Origin of the sequence: Aliiglaciecola sp. NS0011-25 (assembly GCF_040370605.1) — a bacterium.
Taxonomy (GTDB): domain Bacteria; phylum Pseudomonadota; class Gammaproteobacteria; order Enterobacterales; family Alteromonadaceae; genus Aliiglaciecola; species Aliiglaciecola lipolytica_A.
Window position 1 is genome coordinate 62,063 of sequence record NZ_BAABWR010000016.1, and the last position, 19,936, is coordinate 81,998.

The following is a 19,936-nucleotide window of genomic DNA, read 5'->3' on the forward strand; positions in this document are numbered from 1 at the left end:
TTATTGACGTTTTTATTTTGATTCCAAAATCGTTACCAGTTGCTGCAGATCTTCAACAATATAATCTGGCTTTTCCGCAAGTGGATAGAGTGCTTTGCCTTTACGGGCAATAAACGCGGTCTGCATGCCTGCGGCTTTAGCTCCCGCCACATCCCAGCCATGGGCGGCAACCATCAATGTTTCTTCAGGTTTTACCCCTAAGGTTTCTAATGCCCATGCATATGATCTTAAGTCAGGTTTGTAGATTTTAATATCTTCGATGCTTAGACGTTTATCAAAAAACTCGGTTAAACCGGCATTCTTGAACTGTGTCTCTACTCCCTTGTTGGACGAATTAGTTAAGCTGACGAGCATGTAGCCTTCGGCTTTTAATGCGGCTAAACCTGCTTTCACATCGGGATGAGGTGGCAACGATAACAACGGGGTTTTAATTGCTGTTAAGGCCTGCTCTTCGGTAATCTCGATATTGTTACTCTCTGCAACCATCATCAATGCTGCGACGCCAATTTTACCAAAATCATGATATTCGCCCGTCACAGTGGTGACCAGTGAATGATGCAGCATAGTTGAAAACCACAAGCTGATTAAATCGTCGTTTCCATCCAATGCTTTTGCAATGGATGTGCGCATGGATTCCAGATCAAGCAAGGTCTCATAAACATCAAAAACAATGATCTTAGGTTTGCTTGCGCCTTGGCTGTTAAAGCTCACACCAACTAAAACTAGGCTCAATAGTAAAAAACGGAAGTATTGGGATAACACTTTAAAATACATGGATACTCGCTACATTAATTTAGGTGGGAAATTAGTTGAACTTGGGTGATTAAATTTCACCGAAGACAACCATAATCGGTTCGAATTTAAATCTGTTGAATAATATCAAGTTAAAACGATTAACTTGATTAGCGCAATATATCTGGCTTTGAACAATCGTTCAAGTTAATATTGAACAGTTGTTCAAAAGGAGGTTGTAAGTGGCAAGTAATACAAAATTTAACCGAGATGAAGTGATTGATAAAGCCCTACAACTTTATTGGAATCGAGGCTTTCATGGCACTTCCATGCGCACATTACAGAATGAAATTGATATGCGTCCAGGCAGTATTTATGCAGCATTTGGTAGCAAAGAAGGTTTATTTAAACAAGCGCTTATTCGTTACACCCAGATAGGATCAGAGCATCTTAAACAATGTCGCAACAAAGCTACCTCTCCGCTGGCGGCACTCAAAATGTTTATGCTACACAGAGTCGCTGAAAATCAAATGTCTTCTCCTTGCAGTATTTGTTTATTGGCTAAAACGATAGCAGAGTTAACCGATGATAATTCGGAGTTATTAGAACAAGCCAGAATGTCATTAAAAGCCATGGAAAGCAGTTTTGAGTCACTGATTATTGAAGCGCAATCTTTAGGGGAGTTAGATAAAAATTATCACAGTAAAAACATTGCTCGCCATGTACAGATTAACTTTTCAGGACTTCGAACTTATATAAGAGTGTATGGTGGACAAGTGCCGACCGAGGAAATCATTGACGGTATATTTTCACCTTTTATTTCACACAAGTCATTACATTAGAGGCTTGTTTTCAAAAGCCTATATGAAAACCAAGAAATGGGAATTTTCCTGATCCGCTAATTTACAATTCATTTCACTTAACTTTTTCAATAAATATACGATATACTACGTTTTGTAGCATAATGTATATCCGGGGGGAGGTATGGGCATAGTAAAAATTTCGAATGAATTGCATGAAGAAGTTCGAAAAAATAGTGCTGTAATGGAAAGGTCAATCAATTCACAGGCTGAATTTTGGCTGAAAATCGGGCGTTTAGCGGAGCAAAATCCAACTTTAACTTACGAACAAATTCTGCAGCGTGAAATGCGTAGTCAAAATGTCACCACAGTGAAATTAGTCAATGAGTAATATCAACATCAAGTCGCACCAAGAAATAGCATTTATGCGTGAGTCAGGAAGGCTATTAGCAAGTGTTTTTGCAGTCTTAGATAGCTTTATAAAAGCAGGCGTGACCACCATGGAAATTAATGATTTGGTTGATGATTATATTGTAAATTCGTTGCATTCAAGGCCTGCCAGTAAAGGCCAATACGGTTATCAATATACGTTAAATTCATCTATCAATGAGGTTGTATGTCACGGCGTACCATCGATAGGGAAAAAGCTTAAGGAACGAGATATCGTTAACATTGATATTACCTTAGAGAAAAATGGCTATATTGCTGACAGTAGCAAAATGTATATGATTGGCAATGTATCGCCTATTGCTAAAAAACTAGTCGATGTTACTTACCAAGCAATGTGGCAAGGCATCAAATCGGTCAAGCCTGGTAATACCCTTGGCGATATTGGGCATGCAATTCAAACACATGCAGAAAAACATGGATTCAGTGTGGTGCGCGATTATTGCGGACATGGAATAGGTCGCGAGATGCACGAAGAACCGCAGGTTTTACATATAGGAAAACCTAACTCAGGTGTTGTATTGCAAGAAGGTATGACATTTACGATTGAACCTATGATCAATCAAGGCTCATTTAAAACCAAATTGAAAAAAGATGGCTGGACGGTTATCACCAAAGATAAAAAGTTGTCAGCCCAATGGGAACACACTGTGTTAGTGACTCCAACTGGATATGAAGTGCTAACCTTACGTGATGAAGAAAAGCAATCTTAAAACTGCTATTTAATGGGCGCCTCATATTAGTGACTTTACTTTTAACCCCAAGTTTTTTGAATAAAGTGCAGCCTAGTTACTAAGTTGCATAGGCATTCTAATCAGTGCTCTGCTGATTTAAGATTAATTGAAATGTAATATGTTGCATATCGCCTGTCACCGTAAGTTCTGCACCAATTCCATTAGCTAGCGTTTTGGCTATTGTCAGTCCTAACCCAAAGTTTTCGGTTGAAGTCCTGGCTGTGTCTTTTTGCCACAGTGGTTCGAACATCCCTGCAAGTTCTTCATTGTTTAAGTGGTTAATACAAATATTGCTTATATCAATCACTAGCGGGCCTTTGTTAGCGTGTTTAATAGCGACTGTCACAGTAGAGTTTTCAACGCTATGTTGCAATGCATTGGTCAGAAGGTTTGTTAATATTGACTCCAATGCAAATGCATTGGTTAGTATGCTGTGTGAATGATCCGCGCTAATTATCTGTATACGCTTTTGGTTAAGCTTAGTACTAAGTTGGTGAACTAACGATAACGGGTCAATCTCATCAGTACATTGTAAGGTTTGCACGCTATATTTATGGATCAGCATTAGATTTGAAATGATACTTTTCATTCGTTCGCTGATTTTAAGCACTTCCGGTTTAAATTCCGAGTTAAGGTTATATTCTTCAGGAAAACGAATGGCTATTTCTGCTAAGTTAATCAGCTCGGTAACTGGGGTTTTTAACTCGTGAGCAATATCGGATGTCAGCCTTTTTTCCCGAAGAAATAGAGAGTAATTTTCATTAATAAAATGATTTAAGCTTTCTACTATAGGCACTAGTTCTGAAGCTGTGTCTTTTATTCTTGAGCATTGGTTTTGTTCCGAAAATCGTATGGCTTTAATTTCTTTATTTAATTCATCGATTGGTTTTAGTGCCGAGGATACCACTCTTCTAACGGTTAACCTGATAAGTAGGGGGATAGTTATTACGGCAATGATAAAGGCTAAATCAATAAACCAGAGATAAAAGTTCAGGTTTTCAACGGAAGCTGCATAGGCGAGTAACACGGGTTTTTGAAAATCTTCGTCTGCTTGTTTGTTGTTGAGTAATTCACTTCTATATTCACTATCAATTTGTGGGATAAAACGTGAATAGATTACCCTGCCTGAACGACCATCGGGTAATTTAATATCTTCAGATAGGATTGAATCAACAGGGATTGATTTGTAGGCTAAACTTCTTACTGTGTGCATTGTCAGTGTGTCTGAGCGCTCGAAAATATCCTCTCCATGCCATATTTGGAAGTACTCTGATTCCGTTGTACCCTCAAACTCAGGTAAAAACTCACCGGCAAATTCGAATTCAAGACCGTCGTGATCCTCCCGTACAAATGTCATGAGCATCCCAGCCTTGTTGATCATGGAACGCTCAAATTCGTCAGAGATCCAAGTATCTACAGTAATATCTGCAGCTAAAAGTACAATTAAAACAATGAGTGAAATAAAAAACGATAACCGTCTTGTTAGTGTTTTGCGGATGGATTTCATTCACCTTCCAGCATTTGATAACCAAATCCACGTTTGTTCTTTATCGGGAGATCAGCACCGAGTTTTCTAGCCTTTTTTCTAGCAGATGACAGGTGTGCTTCAATCGCATTTTTAGAAATACTGTCGTATTGCCCTGATATATATTCGCTCAGTTTCTCTGCGGTGGTTATTCTGTTTCGGTTAACAAATAAACACTCTAAAACTTTGTATTCATTGGGGGTTAAATCAATATTTTGATTTGCAAAACTAATGCTTTTTAATTGCAAGTTAAGCTCAAACCCCTTGACTTTAATTTTGTCAAAATGATTCTGAGTTGAACCTCGTCGCATAAGGTTGATTAATCTTGCGTGCAATTCATCGAACGAAAACGGTTTAGATAAATAATCATCCGCGCCTGATAAAATCCCAGTGATCTTCGTTTCAGGTTCGGCTCTAGCTGATAAAATTAATACGCGAGTGTCATTTTTACTTTTTCGCAGTGTTTCGAGAATTGTCATGCCGTCAATACTAGGGAGCATTAGGTCAAGTATTATGCCGTCGTACTCACACATCAAGGCCATGCTTAAGCCCTCAGCGCCATCTCCTGAGGTGTCTACAGAGTATCCTAGTTTGACTAAACCTATTTTTAAACTGCGTCGCAAAGACTCCGAATCTTCAATTAGTAATAATCGCACAATTTATTGTTCGCCACTGAATGCTAGTAAGTGACAACTTTACGCTTCCAATCTTAAGGTTTACTTAAGATCGTAAACTTGTATGTGTTAAACAATATTAAATCTAATCTTCAGTTAATCTTAAGGTTGCTCGGATATATTGCTAAAAACTTAAAGTAATAAGTCTGGGAGAGTTGATATTGTGGATATTTCTGTAGTTATCCCCGCTAAAAATGAACAAGACAATATCATTCCGTTGATAGAAGAAATTGTTGCTGTTCTTAATCGTAATAATGAGTTTGAAATTGTCTATGTGGACGATGGTAGCGATGATAATACCTATAGTAACTTGTGTTTAGCCGCGTCAAGTGATTACCCTCAAGTAAAACCTATTCGACATAAGTATTCTGTTGGCCAAAGCAAAGCGATTCACACCGGTGTCAGTTTTGCCAAAGGAAAGCTGATAATAACCCTAGATGCAGATGGTCAGAATGATCCTGCTGACATTCCAGATTTGTTAAAAGAAGCTCAAAAATTTCCAGTTGGTGCTCATTTTTGTATCGCCGGTTATCGGAAAAATCGTAAAGATACGGCATGGAAACGCATGCAGTCTAAGATTGCTAACAATATACGCAGTCGAATTTTGCGGGACAATACCCCTGACACGGGATGTGGCTTAAAAATCTTTCCCAAAAGTACCTTTTTACAACTCCCATACTTCGATCATATGCACCGCTTTCTTCCTGCCTTAGTGCGTCGTCTTGGAGGAAAGATTGTGGTTGTTGAAGTCAGCCATAGAGATCGTCAATATGGCACTTCCAAGTATAATATGTTGGGAAGACTACGAGTGGGAATTGTCGATCTTCTTGGTGTGATGTGGCTACAACGACGAGGTAAAATTGCTTTGCTTGAAACAACTCATGAGCAATAAATTTTGAAGTTGTTTCTCAACGTTTTTGTACGTCTAATACCTTTATTATTGATTTGTTTAATTGGTAGTGAGCTACTAGCTCAGATCCCATCGATTAACACATTTAATCAATCGTGGATAGATGCTCACACTCGAGACAATGGATGGCAGGGGATTATTAACTTTATTTTAGTTAGCGGTTTACTGGCGTCTTTGGGCGCTCCTCGACAATTCATCGCTTTTCTAAGCGGCTATGCCTTTGGCTTTGCTGAAGGTGTAGTTTATTCGACGTTTGCGATTACGTTGAGTTGTTTACTCACCATGCTTCTTTCTCGTTTTTATGCCAAACCTGTGGTCACGCACTTTTTCCCAAACAAAGTGATCGGTCTCAATCGTTTTTTGACTAATCAAGTTTTTATAAAAACAATTATTGTTAGGTTGTTGCCAGTTGGCAATAACCTCATTACCAATATAACGGCGGGAGTAACCACTATTAAAATTTGGCCATTTGTGATGGGATCTATGTTTGGTTACATCCCTCAGATGGCTATTTTTGCGCTTATGGGAAAGGGGGTTGTGGTGCAATCTTATTGGAAGATCACTCTCAGTGTTGTATTTCTCGCCATATCCAGTTTGTTAAGTCTTTATGTCTATAAAAAGTTTAAGGCTGATAAGTACTTAATCACTAGCACCGGTGCACAAAATACTGCTCAATTTGCTGCCACGAGCGGTCATAAATAGTGACATGATTACGCATTTAATTCAGTTCCATTTATCTTCTCAAAAACATGCGCGCGAACTGCAGCTTTTGGGTGTACTTTTGTTCATTTCGATCATCTTAATTTTTGTGGGATTAGGATTTCGCGATCCATGGCCTGCAGATGAACCTCGTTTCGCACAAATTGCTAAAGAGATGGTAGAAACTGGTCAATGGTTTTTCCCGGCCAGAGCGGCAGAGTTTTATCCTGATAAACCACCTGTATTTATGTGGTCAATCGCGATTTTTTACGCATTGTTCGGCTCTTTAAATATAGCTTTCTTATTGCCTTCTGCGCTGTGTTCACTACTTACTATTTATTTAGTATTTGATATTGGACGTAAGCTATGGAACCCAGAAACTGGTTTTATAGCAGGTCTACTACTAGTGTTTAGCTTTCAATTTATGCTGCAAGCTAAAAGTGCGCAAATTGATGCAATGGTTTGTGCGTGGATCACCCTTGGTTGTTATGGTTTCTTGAGGTTTTTGCTATTTGACGCTAAATGGCGATGGTTCTATTTAGCCTGTTTTTTTATGGGAATCGGTGTTATCACCAAAGGCGTAGGCTTTTTACCTATATTGATATTGATTCCGTATATGTTTATGCGCTTTATTTGCAATTATCACTCAATACTTAAGCCGGATAATGAGTCTATTGTTAAGTGGTTGCTGGGACTATTGGTCATGCTTTTAGCAATAGGTTTGTGGTTTGTACCTATGTTGGTATTAGTTGAACTAAGCCACAATCCGTTATTAGAACAATATCGCGATAATATTTTGTTTAAACAAACAGTTACTCGTTATGCTGATTCTTGGCATCATATTAAACCATTTTGGTATTATTTCGTATCCGTAATCCCTGCCTTTTGGTTACCCCTAAGCATTTTCATTCCGTGGTTAATTCCTCATTGGATACGCGCAATCAAAAAGCAGGATGCCCGGGTAATTCTGCCGCTAACGTGGATTGTACTCGTGTTAGTGTTTTTCAGTATCAGCCCAGGCAAAAGAGGCGTATATATATTGCCAGCTTTGCCAATGTTAGCCTTAATCAGTGCACCTTATGTGCGACAAATTTTACAGCGACGGGCCGTCAATTGGATTTTATGGGCACTGGTGACTGGTATATCTTTAGGCTTATTAGCTTTCGCATTGGCTGGATTAAGCAATGCCAGTTTTACCCAAAAGCTAGTGACTGAATACGCTATTTCACCTTGGTACTTTTTTATATCAATTGGTTTGGCTGGACTCCTGGGCACACTTATCACAGTCAAACAACAGCAGTGGCGGAGCTGGCCGCTATTTATATCTGTGTTATGGATTTTGTACTCTACTTGGGGATACGGTTTATTAGAAGTGGTTAAAACGCCGAAAAAAATATTTCAACAAATGCAACATATTGTTCCGCAAAATGCTGAAGTTGGGCTAGTCGATTTTGCCGAGCAATTTATTCTATTTTCCCCTTATCCTATTACTCATTTTGGTTATCACACTGACAATGCAGAGCAAGTTAAAGCGGCTTACCAGTGGATAGGAACCAGTAAAAACCGATTTATATTGCTAAGTTTTGAGTTAGTCGAGGGGCTTTGTTTTGATAAAAATAAAGCCATACATCTTGGGTTTGCCCACCGCACTGATTGGGTATTATTAAATACCGCTAGTCGCGTAAATGGGTGTCCTAAACCACAGCTTCATAAACCACAGGGCAATATTATTGAATATCAGTATATTCCCAAACCCTAAGTGCCTATTTGAATCAAAAAAACATATCAATAACTGCAAAAAGTTCAACTCAGACAGTAGAGATTTTAAATTAAATTATAGAATTGTTTTTATTTAAAAAATTATTGCAAAACATCAGTTTATCTTCAGTTTCAGCTAAGGTTTGGCTTCTAAAATAGCTTGTGTAATCAACCATAAATGAAACAAGATGAATGTAATTTTAAAGCTAATGCGACATGAATATACTGGCGCACAAATTATCGCGATAAATTCGTTATTTATTGTATTTGTATTTAATTATTGTTTTTTAAATGGTGTATTTGCAGCCATTCAACCTAACAACTTGTCACAATGGAGTTTTTACGCTTCAGTTATTCTATTATTGTTTAGTCTAACCATTATAATCACTAGTATTTTGGGAGGAATAGTTTTTCCCAGAACTATATCTGCGGTCACAGTGCTAGTGTCATGCTTATTGTTTTATGCAACTTTTCAATACGGTGTCATTTTTGATAAAAGCATGATTCAAAACATTGCTGAAACCAATTCTGGTGAAGCCTCATCTTATTTGAATATTAGTTTTCTTATCTACTTTATTCTGCTGGGAGTTGTCCCTGCAATATTGATGTTTAAAATAAAGGTTAAAGGAGATTTAAAAAGCCGAATAAAAAGTGTGTTAACGATAAATCTGCTTGCACTAATCGTCACTGCTTCGACTGTTACTTTCCTGTATAAAGATTACGCAGCGGTAGGCAGAAATAATCATAATTTATTTAAGTATATTGTCCCTTTTGCATTTTATGATTCTGGATTTAGGTATTTACGAGATAATTATTTTTATCCCCCTTTGCCCTTTAAAGTTTTAGATAAATCGCCAACGATCAAGCCGTCAAAACAAGGACAACAAAACTTAACAATAGTTGTGGTCGGGGAAACTGCCCGTGCACAGAACTTTTCGTTGAATGGTTATACTCGCAATACCAATAAGTTTTTGGCGCAAACCCCAATACTCAGTTTTAAACAGGTAAGCTCTTGCGGTACTGCTACCGCAGTGTCTGTGCCATGTATGTTTTCTCGTTTACCACGAAGCAAATACGAAAGTCGAGTGGCGAGTAGTCAAGATAATGCTTTAGATATAATTCATCGAGCAGGCGTGGACGTCACTTGGATTGATAATAACAGTACTTGTAAAGGGGTATGTGAAAGAGTGAGTGAAATTCGTTTTGATCCAACTCAAGACTCACCGTTGTGTGATGGTGATTATTGTTTTGATGAAATTCTTATCGAAAAATTGCAACAACAAATTAGCCAGCATAAATCCGACAATAAACTTATCGTCTTACATATGATCGGTTCCCATGGTCCTACTTATTTCCGGCGCTATCCCGATACATTTAAACCTTTTATGCCAGATTGTCCGCAAAGTGATATTCAACATTGCAGCGAAAACCAGTTAAAAAATACATATGACAATACTATTGCTTATACCGACTTTGTATTAAGTAAAGTTATTGCGGTTCTGCAGCAAAGTAATGTAGCCAATAAGTCCTTGCTGTACATTTCAGACCATGGCGAGTCATTAGGTGAAAATGGACTTTATTTGCATGGCTTTCCCTACAGCATTGCCCCTGAAGAGCAAACTCATGTGCCTATGTTGTACTGGAGTACTGAATTAGCGGATGCTAATTTTAAAGACTGTATTTCCAGCAAATTGAATTCTGATTTCTCACAAGACAATATTTTTGACACCCTGTTAGGTTTAACCAATGTAAAAAGCAGCATTTATCAACCAGAAATGGATATATTTCAGCAGTGTAGAACAACAACAATAATGGCTAAAAGTTGATTATTTGCTCCAATTTCAGTTAACCAATTTTATGTGAGGAATAAGAATAATTAAGGTTATCTCGAATATGTGAAATAAAAATTCTCAGGTATAAAGTGTATAGGCCGGATAAACGTTTAGACGTCTAGACGTAAAGATGTTGACTTTTGAGTGTGAATAGGCGAAATTTGTTTTCTTACAACCACATTGGAGAACTTATGCCTATTCGAATACCTAGTGATCTTCCCGCCCAAGGGGTCTTGAACGCGGAAAATATATTCGTTATGGACAGCGAAGCCGCTGCTAAGCAAGACATTCGTCCTCTAGAAGTGGGCATTTTGAATTTAATGCCGAATAAGATTGAAACTGAAGTTCAGATTTTACGACTTCTTTCCAATACGCCATTACAGATTAATATTGATCTTATTCGCATCGATAATCAGGCACCTAAGAATACACCTAAAGCCCATATGGATGCCTTTTATTTGTCTTTTGATGACGTGGCTCATAAAAATTACGATGGGTTTATTATCACCGGTGCACCCATTGCTCACCTCGATTATGCTGACGTCAAATATTGGGACAAAATCACCACTATTATGGAGTGGACACAACGTCATGTGCAGTCTACTTTATATTCTTGTTGGGCGGCCCACGCTGCCATGTTTCATTTTTACGGGCACAATCGTCAACTTCGAAACGACAAGCTTTCCGGTGTTTACACCCATAATGTGAACGAACCACACGATGCGTTAATGCGCGGCTTTGATCCGCAGTTCAATGCACCCCATTCTCGTTTTGGGGAAATTCCCATCGACATATATAAAAGTGTTGAGGGGCTAAATGTATTAGCCAGTTCGGAAAAAACTGGGGCGTATTTAGTCGCCTCAAAAGATAAACGAATGGTATGCGTTACTGGGCACCCAGAATATGATCCTGAAACACTGGATCAGGAGTTTAAGCGTGATAGTAATAATGCATTAGCGCCGAAAATTCCAGAAAACTATTACGAAAATGATGATCCCAGTCAGCCCTATCATGTAACATGGCGCTCCCATGGTTCGCTTCTGTTTACAAACTGGTTAAACTATTATGTTTATCAGACGACACCGTTTGATCTTGCTGATCTTCCAAGTAAAAAATAAGAGGTAATTGCGTGGCGCAAAATAACACCGAACAACTCTACTCCATTGCACAGCAACGAATTCTTATTCTTGACGGTGCAATGGGAACTATGATTCAACGGCATAAACTGGAAGAAGATGATTACCGCGGTGATCGATTTGTCGATTGGCATTGTGATGTCAAAGGCAATAACGACTTGCTTGTATTGAGTCAACCCCAAATTATTTATGATATTCATTGCCAATATTTCGAAGCTGGCGCTGACATAATCGAAACCAATACCTTTAATGCTACCACTATCGCCATGGCTGATTATGATATGCAATCCCTGGCCAAAGAAATTAATATTGAAGCAACCAAGTTAGCCCGTAAAGCGGCCGATGAATACACCGCAAAAACGCCCGATAAACCTCGTTTTGTTGCGGGCGTCTTAGGACCCACAAACCGCACGGCTTCAATTTCTCCCGATGTAAATGATCCGGGCAAGCGTAATGTGAATTTTGATCAACTGGTAGCAGCCTACTCAGAAGCGACACACGGTTTGATTGAGGGCGGAGCTGACATAATTCTAATTGAAACTATTTTTGATACATTGAACGCTAAAGCGGCTGCCTTCGCAGTAGACACTGTGTTTGATGAGTTAGGTATTACTCTACCCGTTATGATTTCAGGTACTATCACTGATGCCTCTGGCCGTACTTTATCAGGGCAAACTGCTGAAGCTTTTTACTATTCACTGCGACATATCAACCCTGTGTCATTTGGGCTCAATTGTGCCCTTGGACCGGATCTATTACGTCAGTATGTAGAAGAGATTGCTAACCAAGCTGAGTGTCTGGTTTCTGCGCACCCTAATGCGGGCTTACCGAATGAGTTTGGGGAATACGACATGGAAGAAGACGAAATGGCAGAACATATCCAAGAATGGGCGAAATCAGGATTGGTGAATATTGTCGGTGGATGTTGCGGCAGTACGCCAGAACATATTGCTGCAATTGCAAAAGCCGTAGAAGGCATTGCGCCTCGGGTTCCAGTCAAAAAAGAAGTTAAAATGCGCTTGTCTGGTTTAGAACCCTTTGTGCATTAACAGGAGTTTTTCGTGTCACAAGAACAACAAAATACCAGTGCTACCTTTGTAAACGTAGGGGAACGTACCAACGTTACAGGTTCAGCAATGTTTAAACGTCTGATCCTCGAAGATAACTATGAAGCAGCGTTAGATGTGGCTCGTCAGCAAGTTGAAAATGGTGCGCAAGTCATCGATATCAACATGGATGAAGCCATGTTGGATTCCGAAGCTGCCATGGTACGATTTTTATGTCTAATTGCCTCTGAACCAGACATTTCTCGCGTGCCTATTATGATTGACTCTTCTAAATGGAGCGTCATCGAAGCTGGCTTAAAGTGTGTTCAGGGGAAAGCGATAGTCAATTCGATTAGCTTAAAAGAGGGTGAAGAACCCTTTTTAAAGCAAGCTAAATTATTGAAACGATATGGTGCAGCGACTGTTGTGATGGCGTTTGATGAAAAAGGTCAAGCCGACACACAAGCTAGAAAATACGAGATATGTGAGCGCAGTTATAAACTATTAACTGAAAAAATCGGCTTTCCACCTGAAGATATTATTTTTGATCCGAACATTTTTGCCGTAGCAACCGGAATTGAAGAGCACAACAACTATGCGGTTGATTTCATCGAAGCGACTCGTCAAATAAAACAAAATCTACCGCACTGTCATATCTCTGGTGGTTTATCGAATATTTCCTTTTCATTTCGCGGCAATAACCCAGTTCGCGAAGCAATGCATTCGGTGTTTTTGTATTATGCCATTAAAGCAGGCATGGACATGGCGATTGTTAATGCCGGCCAGTTAGAAGTTTACGACAATATCCCTAAGGAATTAAAAGACGCTGTTGAAGATGTGATTCTTAATCGCCACCCAGATGCCACTGATAATCTATTGGCGCTGGCACCCAAATATCAAGGTGACGGCAAAGCGGTTGTAAAAGAGAATCTAGAGTGGCGTGAATTCCCAGTTAGTAAGCGTCTAGAGCACGCTTTAGTTAAAGGTATTACCGACTTTATCGTTGAAGATACTGAGGCTGCACGTTTAGAAGCTGAGAAACCTTTGCATGTTATCGAAGGTCCATTAATGGACGGCATGAACGTGGTAGGTGATTTATTTGGCGAAGGTAAAATGTTTTTACCTCAAGTGGTAAAATCTGCCCGAGTGATGAAAAAGGCTGTGGCCTACCTTGAACCTTACATCGAACTTGAAAAAGACCAAAGCAGTAGCAACGGTAAAATATTGTTGGCAACAGTAAAAGGCGATGTGCACGACATAGGTAAAAATATTGTTGGTGTGGTTTTGCAATGTAATAACTATGAAATTATCGATCTAGGCGTAATGGTGCCGGCTGCTAAAATTATGCAAGTGGCCAAAGACGAAAACGTCGATATGATCGGACTGTCAGGGTTAATCACTCCTTCTTTGGATGAGATGGTACACGTCGCAAAAGAAATGCAACGCTTAGAATTAGATCTACCGTTATTAATCGGCGGTGCCACCACATCAAAAGCCCATACTGCGGTAAAAATTGAACAAAACTATCACGGACCTGTGGTTTATGTGCCTAATGCCAGCCGAGCCGTCGGGGTTTGTCAGAAGTTGATTTCGGATGAATTTAGACCTGAATACGTAGCGCAATTGCAAAAAGAATACGACGTCGTCCGAGAGCAGCATGCACGTAAAAAGCCCCGTTCTAAACCTGTAAGTTTAGCTGCCGCAAGAGAAAATCGTTTTGATTGTGATTGGCAGGTATATCATCCTCCAGTACCCAAAACTTTAGGTGTGCAAACGGTAAATGTTGAGTTATCGGAATTGGTTGATTACATTGATTGGACACCTTTCTTTTTAACTTGGTCACTTGCGGGTAAATACCCACGAATTTTAGATGATGAAGTGGTTGGCGAAGAAGCTAAAAAGCTGTTTCACGATGCCACTAATATGCTGAAAAAGCTGTGTGAAGAAGGTAGCTTGGCTGCCAAAGGCGTGGTTGGCATCTTCCCTGCGAACCGTGTAGGTGATGATGTTGAAATTTATGCCGATGATAGTCGCCAGAACACGATTCAGGTAGCTCATCATTTGCGTCAACAAACCCAAAAGCCAAAAGGGTTTAATTACTGTTTAAGCGATTACATTGCGCCCAAAACCAGTAAAAAAGCCGACTATATTGGCGCTTTTGCCGTTACTGCTGGCATAGGTGAAGATGAATTAGCTCAAGCTTACATTGATGATGGTGATGACTACAACGGTATTATGGTCAAAGCCATTGCTGATCGTTTAGCAGAAGCCTTTGCTGAGTATTTGCATGCAAAAGTCAGAAAAGAAATCTGGGGTTATGCTGCAGACGAACAGTTAACTAATGAAGATTTGATTCGCGAAAAGTATCAGGGTATTCGCCCTGCACCTGGCTACGCTGCCTGTCCTGAACATACTGAAAAACAAGTTATTTGGGATCTATTGGACGCTGAAAATGCGACCGGTATGCAGCTTACTGAGTCATACGCGATGTGGCCAGGCGCGGCTGTATCTGGGTGGTATTTCTCACACCCTGATGCACGCTATTTTGCAGTCGCTCAAATTCAACAAGATCAACTTGAGGATTACGCACAGCGTAAAGGATGGAGCTTGGAGTATGCTCAGAAGTGGCTTGCTCCGAATCTAAACGGCTAACCTTATAAATAGTAGGTGACGGATGTTCGATAACAAAAACTTTTCACAACCTTGTGAGAATAATAAGGCACCTATCTTAGAGCAACTGCTTGTGCATTTTGCCAATCAAACCAAGGTATTGGAAATTGGTTCTGGCACAGGGCAGCATGCTGCATTTTTTGCACCTGCATTGCCACATCTAACTTGGCAACCGACAGATATTGCTGACAACCACGCCAGTATTAATGCGTGGTTAGAGGAAGCAAAATGCACAAATGTGTTGCCTCCTGAAGAATTCTTCATTGGCAAAGATAGCTGGTCTTTTCAAGACGTAAACGGCGTTTTTAGTGCGAATACCACTCACATTATGCAGCCTCATGAAGCCCAATTGATGATGCAAACTGTCGCTTTAAATTTACCTGAAACTGGGGTTTTCTGTCAGTATGGCCCATTTAAATTTGACGGTAAATATACTAGTCAGAGTAATGCGCAGTTTGACCAAAGCCTACAACAAAGAGGTTTTGGCGGTATCCGTGACATTGCTGAGTTAAAAAACTGGGCCACGCCATTAACCTTAGACGATATGATTCAGATGCCGGCCAATAATCATCTGTTAGTCTGGCGTAAGTAGTAACTTCGTTAGTCTTGTGATTTTTTAAACGGTAAGACTTCAGCGGCACTAATTTTATAGGCTTCAATCCCAGGGGCTTCTTGCTTAACAAAACGTGATACTGCGTCTTGGAAGGAGGGATCATCTAACCAGTGATTTGAATAACAAAATATCGGCTCAAATCCCCTTAGAATTTTATGTTCTCCTTGAGTGCCCGGGTTAAAGCTGGCTAAGTTTTGCTGGATACAGAATTCAATGCCTTGGTAATAACAACATTCAAAGTGCAGACCATCAAAGTCTTCTATTGCGCCCCAATATCGACCACACAACTGTGTTTGATCATATAAATAAAGTGCCCCAGCCACGGGGGTGTCATTGTGCGAAGCAATCACCAATAAGATGTTCTGTCGCATATTTTCGAGAATATTTGTAAAGAAAGATTTGTTTAAGTAACCACTATGACCGCTACGCTTTAAATAGGTCTGGCAATAGCAAAGATAAAAGAAATCCATTTCTACTGAGGTTAAGGTTTCGCCATGAAAGCGTTTGACGGTTAATTCTTGCTGCGCAATTTTTTGTCTTTCTTTGCGCACACTTTTTCTGCGTCGGGCGGTAAAGGTGGCTATGAAATCATCAAAATGCTGGTAGCCACGGTTAAACCATTGAAACTGGACACTTCTTCGTTCCACTGCACCAAGGCCTTGCAACTGTTGACTGACTTTTTCAAAGGGGAACAGAAAGTGTACAGAAGATGCGTCCAGGGCAGGCAATTGTTGTTTTATATACAGGTACATTTTTTCCAATAACTTTACTGGGTCAGTTTTATTATTGGTTAACAAACGCGTACCGGTAACAGGTGTAAAGGGAATTGCATTGACTAATTTGGGGTAATACTGTTTGTGATAACGCTGATATGCTTCTGCCCAAGCAAAATCAAACACATATTCGCCATAACTATGGCTTTTTTTGTACATTGGTAGGATACCGATAACCGCCTCATCCTGATAAGCTACCAAATGATGAGGTATCCATCCTGTGTCACCGCCAACAGAACCGGATTGCTCTAAGGCCGCTAAAAATGGGTAACTACAAAACAGCGCTTGATTTTGATTTAAATCATCCCAGATCTGTTTAGGTACTTCGTCGATTGAATGAATAAATTGAAAAAACAATACAAAGGTTCCGATGAATCAAGTTGATAGGCTATTAATATGTCAGACAATGATGTGAAGATCATCAATCATTCTATTACTCGTCTGTTAGCTCGTCGAGAACATAGTCAACATGAGTTAGTCACAAAGCTCACATTAAAAGGCTTAGATAGCGGTTTAGTTAAACAGCAAATCGCCTTATTTGCAGAAAAAGATATTCAAAGTGATAAACGTTTTGTCGAAGCATTTATTCGAAATAGAGTGTTGAAAGGGCAGGGGCTTAAACGTATCCAAGTTGAGTTACAACAACATAATATTGACGAAATGATAGTATCAAACAGTTTTGCCGACTGTGAAACAGATTTTGCTGAGACAGCCATTCAAGCTTATCGTAAAAAATACGGTGATACGCCGATACGGGATTGGCAAGACAAACAAAAGCGCATGCGTTTTTTGCAATATCGTGGTTTTAATCACGAACAAATTCGAATTGCTTTAAAAGGCGAACCTAATGAATGAGAATGATCAATACAGCTTGACAAATTCACGGCTTAACAAGGTTCCCTCATTTGTGGTATCGTTCGCCGCCTATAGCCTAATTAGCAAGCATTGTGCTTGTCCGACAACTTTTAAATCAGGAAAATGAATGAGTAAAACTACCGCTGAAATTAGACGCGCCTTTTTGGATTATTTTGCCAATCATGGTCATCAAATTGTTCCCAGTTCTTCATTGGTCCCGGCGGATGACCCTACGCTTTTATTTACCAATGCAGGCATGAACCAATTTAAAGATGTTTTTCTTGGTACTGAAAAGCGACGCTACAACAAAGCAACGTCTTCTCAGCGTTGTGTCAGAGCGGGTGGAAAGCATAACGATTTGGAAAATGTTGGCTACACAGCGCGACATCATACATTTTTTGAAATGCTGGGGAATTTCAGCTTTGGGGATTATTTCAAACAACAAGCTATTCACCATGCTTGGACGTTCCTAACCGAAGTATTAGGCCTACCTAAAGAGAAACTATTAGTCACCATTTATCATGAAGACGATGAAGCTTTTGATATATGGAACAAAGAGATTGGTATTCCAGCAGATAAAATTATACGCATCGCAACCTCAGATAACTTTTGGTCAATGGGAGATACTGGCCCCTGCGGACCGTGCTCCGAAATATTTTACGATCACGGAGAACATATTTGGGGTGGACGTCCAGGTACGCCTGAAGAAGACGGTGACCGTTTTATTGAAATTTGGAACCTAGTTTTTATGCAGTTCAACCGAACTGCCGATGGCGTCATGCACCCGCTACCTAAACCTTCAATTGATACGGGTATGGGGCTTGAGCGTATTTCCGCGATTTTGCAGAACGTTCACAGCAATTATGAAATTGATATCTTTCAGAAGCTTATTGCCGCTGCAGCAAAAATTGTGGGCTCAACGGACTTAGAAGACAAATCCTTACGAGTGATTGCAGACCACATTCGTTCATGTGCATTTTTAATTTGTGACGGCGTTATGCCATCGAATGAAGGTCGCGGTTATGTATTGCGACGTATTATTCGTCGTGCCGTAAGACATGGATATAAGTTGGGCGCGAAAGATATTTTCTTTTACAAGTTGATTGACGAGTTAGGAGTTCAAATGGGTGAAGCTTACCCTGAACTCATTGATCAAAAACCGGTCCTTGAAAAAGTGCTCAGAGTTGAAGAAGAGCAATTCTCTCGTACCTTGGAACGAGGTATGACTATACTCAATGAAGCATTGTCAGAATTAGAGGGAGAAGTTGTTCCTGGAGAATTGGCATTTAAACTTTATGACACTTATGGGTTCCCTGCTGATTTAACCAATGATGTAGCCCGTGAAAAAGGTTTTACTATCGATCAAGATGGTTTTGATCAAGCGATGGCGCAACAACGGGAACGTGCTCAGCAAGCGAGCAACTTCGGTAAAGATTACAATGAAGCGATTCATGCTAAATCAAGCAGTGAATTTGTTGGTTACGAATTAGAAGCTGATCGCGCTGAGGTTGTCGAGTTATTCAATGACAAAGGCGCTGTCACTGAAATCAAAGCTGGTGATTCTGGTATTGTAGTGCTTTCAAAAACGCCATTCTACGCGGAATCTGGTGGTCAGGTCGGGGATACTGGATTACTCAAAGGTGACTCTGCAGAATTTAACGTGTTAGACACCGTTAAGCTAAATGATGCTGTTGCTCACAAAGGTATCGCGAATAAAGATATTAAAATTGGCGATGTTGTTGATGCTCAAGTTGAAGCTCAACGTCGCTCAGCAATTAAGTTAAACCACAGTGCTACTCACTTAATGCATGCGGCGTTAAAAACTATCTTAGGTGAGCATGTTAACCAGAAAGGTTCATTGGTGGACGCAGAGCGTTTACGTTTCGATTTTTCTCATTTTGAAGCGGTTACGCCTCAGCAAATTTTGGAAATCGAGTCACTCGTCAATCAGCACATTCGTTTGAATCATCGTCTAGATACTAAACTAATGGGCTTAGAAGAAGCTAAAAATGCCGGTGCTATGGCGTTGTTTGGTGAAAAATACGACGAAAACGTGCGCGTAGTATCGATGGGACCGTTTTCATTGGAACTTTGTGGTGGTACTCATGTCAACCAAACAGGCGACATTGGATTATTTAAAATAGTCAGCGAAAGTGGCATTGCATCTGGCGTACGACGAATAGAAGCGATTACTGGTCAAGCAGCATTACAATATGTGCAAGATCAATCGAAATTAATTAGCAGCATCTCTGGTCTATTAAAGTCAGAGGCTGCGAATTTAGAAAATAGAATCGTTGCTGTAGTTGATCACACCAAAGAGTTGGAGAAGGAATTATCTAAGCTTAAGCAGAAAATGGCTGCTCAAGCTGGAACTGATTTGGCGTCTAAGACTACTGATGTAAAGGGGGTGAAAGTACTTTCGACTAAAGTTGAAGGTGTAGAATCTAAAACTTTACGTACAATGGTCGATGACTTAAAGAACCAAATCGGCAGTGGTGTCATTGTTTTAGGTTTACCAGCAGATAACAAAGTGAGTGTTATTGTTGGTGTGACTAAAGATCTAGTTGGCAAAGTTAAAGCCGGTGAATTAGTTAATTATGTAGCCAGTCAAGTAGGCGGTAAAGGCGGCGGGAGACCCGATATGGCGCAAGCCGGAGGGAGTCAACCTGAAAACCTTGATGCCGCTATTAACTCTGTACATAGTTGGTTAGAAGAGCGCTTATAAGTGTTAA

General features: G+C 39.9%; 17 protein-coding genes. 13 read left to right on the forward strand and 4 right to left on the reverse strand.

Going from position 1 to position 19,936, the window contains the following annotated elements; genetic code table 11:
• Positions 1-12 precede the first annotated feature (12 nt).
• Positions 13-774, reverse strand: a complete 762-nt coding sequence (locus ABWV72_RS14650; RefSeq protein ID WP_353371412.1) for a haloacid dehalogenase type II — start codon at positions 772-774, stop codon at positions 13-15.
• A gap of 200 nt (positions 775-974) precedes the next feature.
• Between ABWV72_RS14650 and ABWV72_RS14655 the strand changes: the two genes are divergently transcribed.
• The 3 genes from ABWV72_RS14655 (at position 975) to map (ending at position 2,692) form a co-directional block, all read left to right on the forward strand.
• Positions 975-1,574, forward strand: a complete 600-nt coding sequence (locus ABWV72_RS14655; protein WP_216050078.1) for a TetR/AcrR family transcriptional regulator — start codon at positions 975-977, stop codon at positions 1,572-1,574.
• A 142-nt stretch (positions 1,575-1,716) separates the two neighbouring features.
• Positions 1,717-1,923: a ParD-like family protein gene (locus ABWV72_RS14660; RefSeq protein WP_216050079.1), complete on the forward strand. Its 207-nt coding sequence runs from the start codon at positions 1,717-1,719 to the stop codon at positions 1,921-1,923.
• Entirely contained in the window at positions 1,916-2,692 is a 777-nt protein-coding gene (map, locus tag ABWV72_RS14665) for a type I methionyl aminopeptidase (RefSeq protein WP_216050080.1), read from the forward strand. Before ABWV72_RS14660 ends, map begins: the two co-directional genes overlap by 8 nt.
• A 97-nt stretch (positions 2,693-2,789) precedes the next feature.
• On the opposite strand, the gene ABWV72_RS14670 is transcribed toward map, so the two are convergent.
• Both ABWV72_RS14670 and ABWV72_RS14675 read right to left on the reverse strand, forming a co-directional pair.
• Positions 2,790-4,220, reverse strand: a complete 1,431-nt coding sequence (locus ABWV72_RS14670) for an ATP-binding protein (protein WP_353371415.1) — start codon at positions 4,218-4,220, stop codon at positions 2,790-2,792.
• Positions 4,217-4,894 (reverse strand): response regulator transcription factor, encoded by a 678-nt coding sequence (locus ABWV72_RS14675; RefSeq protein ID WP_216050082.1) that lies wholly within the window; start codon positions 4,892-4,894, stop codon positions 4,217-4,219. Before ABWV72_RS14675 ends, ABWV72_RS14670 begins: the two co-directional genes overlap by 4 nt.
• Before the next feature lie 181 nt (positions 4,895-5,075).
• Here ABWV72_RS14675 and ABWV72_RS14680 point away from each other — a divergent pair, with 181 nt between their 5' ends.
• The 8 genes from ABWV72_RS14680 to ABWV72_RS14715 all read left to right on the forward strand — a co-directional run bounded on the left by ABWV72_RS14680 (position 5,076) and on the right by ABWV72_RS14715 (position 15,555).
• Positions 5,076-5,804 carry a glycosyltransferase family 2 protein gene (locus ABWV72_RS14680; RefSeq protein WP_216050083.1) on the forward strand — a complete coding sequence of 243 codons (729 nt, stop codon included), beginning with the start codon at positions 5,076-5,078 and terminating at the stop codon, positions 5,802-5,804.
• A 3-nt stretch (positions 5,805-5,807) separates the two neighbouring features.
• A complete protein-coding gene (locus tag ABWV72_RS14685) occupies positions 5,808-6,524 on the forward strand; it encodes a TVP38/TMEM64 family protein (protein ID WP_252729371.1) in 717 nt (238 codons plus the stop codon).
• Positions 6,525-6,603: 79 nt separating this feature from the next.
• Positions 6,604-8,280, forward strand: a complete 1,677-nt coding sequence (locus ABWV72_RS14690; protein WP_353371418.1) for an ArnT family glycosyltransferase — start codon at positions 6,604-6,606, stop codon at positions 8,278-8,280.
• Between the two features lie 187 nt (positions 8,281-8,467).
• Positions 8,468-10,105, forward strand: coding sequence for a phosphoethanolamine transferase (locus ABWV72_RS14695; protein WP_216050085.1), 1,638 nt, complete (start codon positions 8,468-8,470; stop codon positions 10,103-10,105).
• A 197-nt stretch (positions 10,106-10,302) separates the two neighbouring features.
• Positions 10,303-11,229 carry a homoserine O-acetyltransferase MetA gene (gene metA, locus ABWV72_RS14700; RefSeq protein WP_216050086.1) on the forward strand — a complete coding sequence of 309 codons (927 nt, stop codon included), beginning with the start codon at positions 10,303-10,305 and terminating at the stop codon, positions 11,227-11,229.
• A gap of 11 nt (positions 11,230-11,240) precedes the next feature.
• Positions 11,241-12,296 carry a homocysteine S-methyltransferase family protein gene (locus tag ABWV72_RS14705; RefSeq protein WP_216050087.1) on the forward strand — a complete coding sequence of 352 codons (1,056 nt, stop codon included), beginning with the start codon at positions 11,241-11,243 and terminating at the stop codon, positions 12,294-12,296.
• 12 nt (positions 12,297-12,308) lie between these two features.
• Complete coding sequence (metH, locus tag ABWV72_RS14710; RefSeq protein ID WP_303499470.1) at positions 12,309-14,945, forward strand: methionine synthase; 2,637 nt, start codon at positions 12,309-12,311, stop codon at positions 14,943-14,945.
• A gap of 22 nt (positions 14,946-14,967) precedes the next feature.
• Positions 14,968-15,555: a DUF938 domain-containing protein gene (locus tag ABWV72_RS14715; RefSeq protein WP_303499468.1), complete on the forward strand. Its 588-nt coding sequence runs from the start codon at positions 14,968-14,970 to the stop codon at positions 15,553-15,555.
• Between the two features lie 8 nt (positions 15,556-15,563).
• Here the strand turns inward: ABWV72_RS14715 and ABWV72_RS14720 are convergent, their stop codons facing one another.
• Entirely contained in the window at positions 15,564-16,706 is a 1,143-nt protein-coding gene (locus ABWV72_RS14720) for a GNAT family N-acetyltransferase (RefSeq protein ID WP_216050090.1), read from the reverse strand.
• A 39-nt stretch (positions 16,707-16,745) separates the two neighbouring features.
• Between ABWV72_RS14720 and ABWV72_RS14725 the strand changes: the two genes are divergently transcribed.
• Both ABWV72_RS14725 and alaS read left to right on the forward strand, forming a co-directional pair.
• Positions 16,746-17,204, forward strand: coding sequence for a regulatory protein RecX (locus ABWV72_RS14725; RefSeq protein ID WP_216050091.1), 459 nt, complete (start codon positions 16,746-16,748; stop codon positions 17,202-17,204).
• Between the two features lie 127 nt (positions 17,205-17,331).
• Positions 17,332-19,929 (forward strand): alanine--tRNA ligase, encoded by a 2,598-nt coding sequence (alaS, locus tag ABWV72_RS14730; RefSeq protein WP_353371422.1) that lies wholly within the window; start codon positions 17,332-17,334, stop codon positions 19,927-19,929.
• Positions 19,930-19,936 lie beyond the last annotated feature (7 nt).

Coding starts and splice junctions, on each gene's coding strand:
- ABWV72_RS14695 (WP_216050085.1), top strand. CDS start 8,468: ATGAATGTAATTTTAAAGCTAATGCGACATGAATATACTGGCGCACAA.
- ABWV72_RS14650 (WP_353371412.1), bottom strand. CDS start 774: ATGTATTTTAAAGTGTTATCCCAATACTTCCGTTTTTTACTATTGAGC.
- ABWV72_RS14715 (WP_303499468.1), top strand. CDS start 14,968: ATGTTCGATAACAAAAACTTTTCACAACCTTGTGAGAATAATAAGGCA.
- metA (WP_216050086.1), top strand. CDS start 10,303: ATGCCTATTCGAATACCTAGTGATCTTCCCGCCCAAGGGGTCTTGAAC.
- ABWV72_RS14670 (WP_353371415.1), bottom strand. CDS start 4,220: ATGAAATCCATCCGCAAAACACTAACAAGACGGTTATCGTTTTTTATT.
- map (WP_216050080.1), top strand. CDS start 1,916: ATGAGTAATATCAACATCAAGTCGCACCAAGAAATAGCATTTATGCGT.
- ABWV72_RS14725 (WP_216050091.1), top strand. CDS start 16,746: ATGTCAGACAATGATGTGAAGATCATCAATCATTCTATTACTCGTCTG.
- ABWV72_RS14660 (WP_216050079.1), top strand. CDS start 1,717: ATGGGCATAGTAAAAATTTCGAATGAATTGCATGAAGAAGTTCGAAAA.
- alaS (WP_353371422.1), top strand. CDS start 17,332: ATGAGTAAAACTACCGCTGAAATTAGACGCGCCTTTTTGGATTATTTT.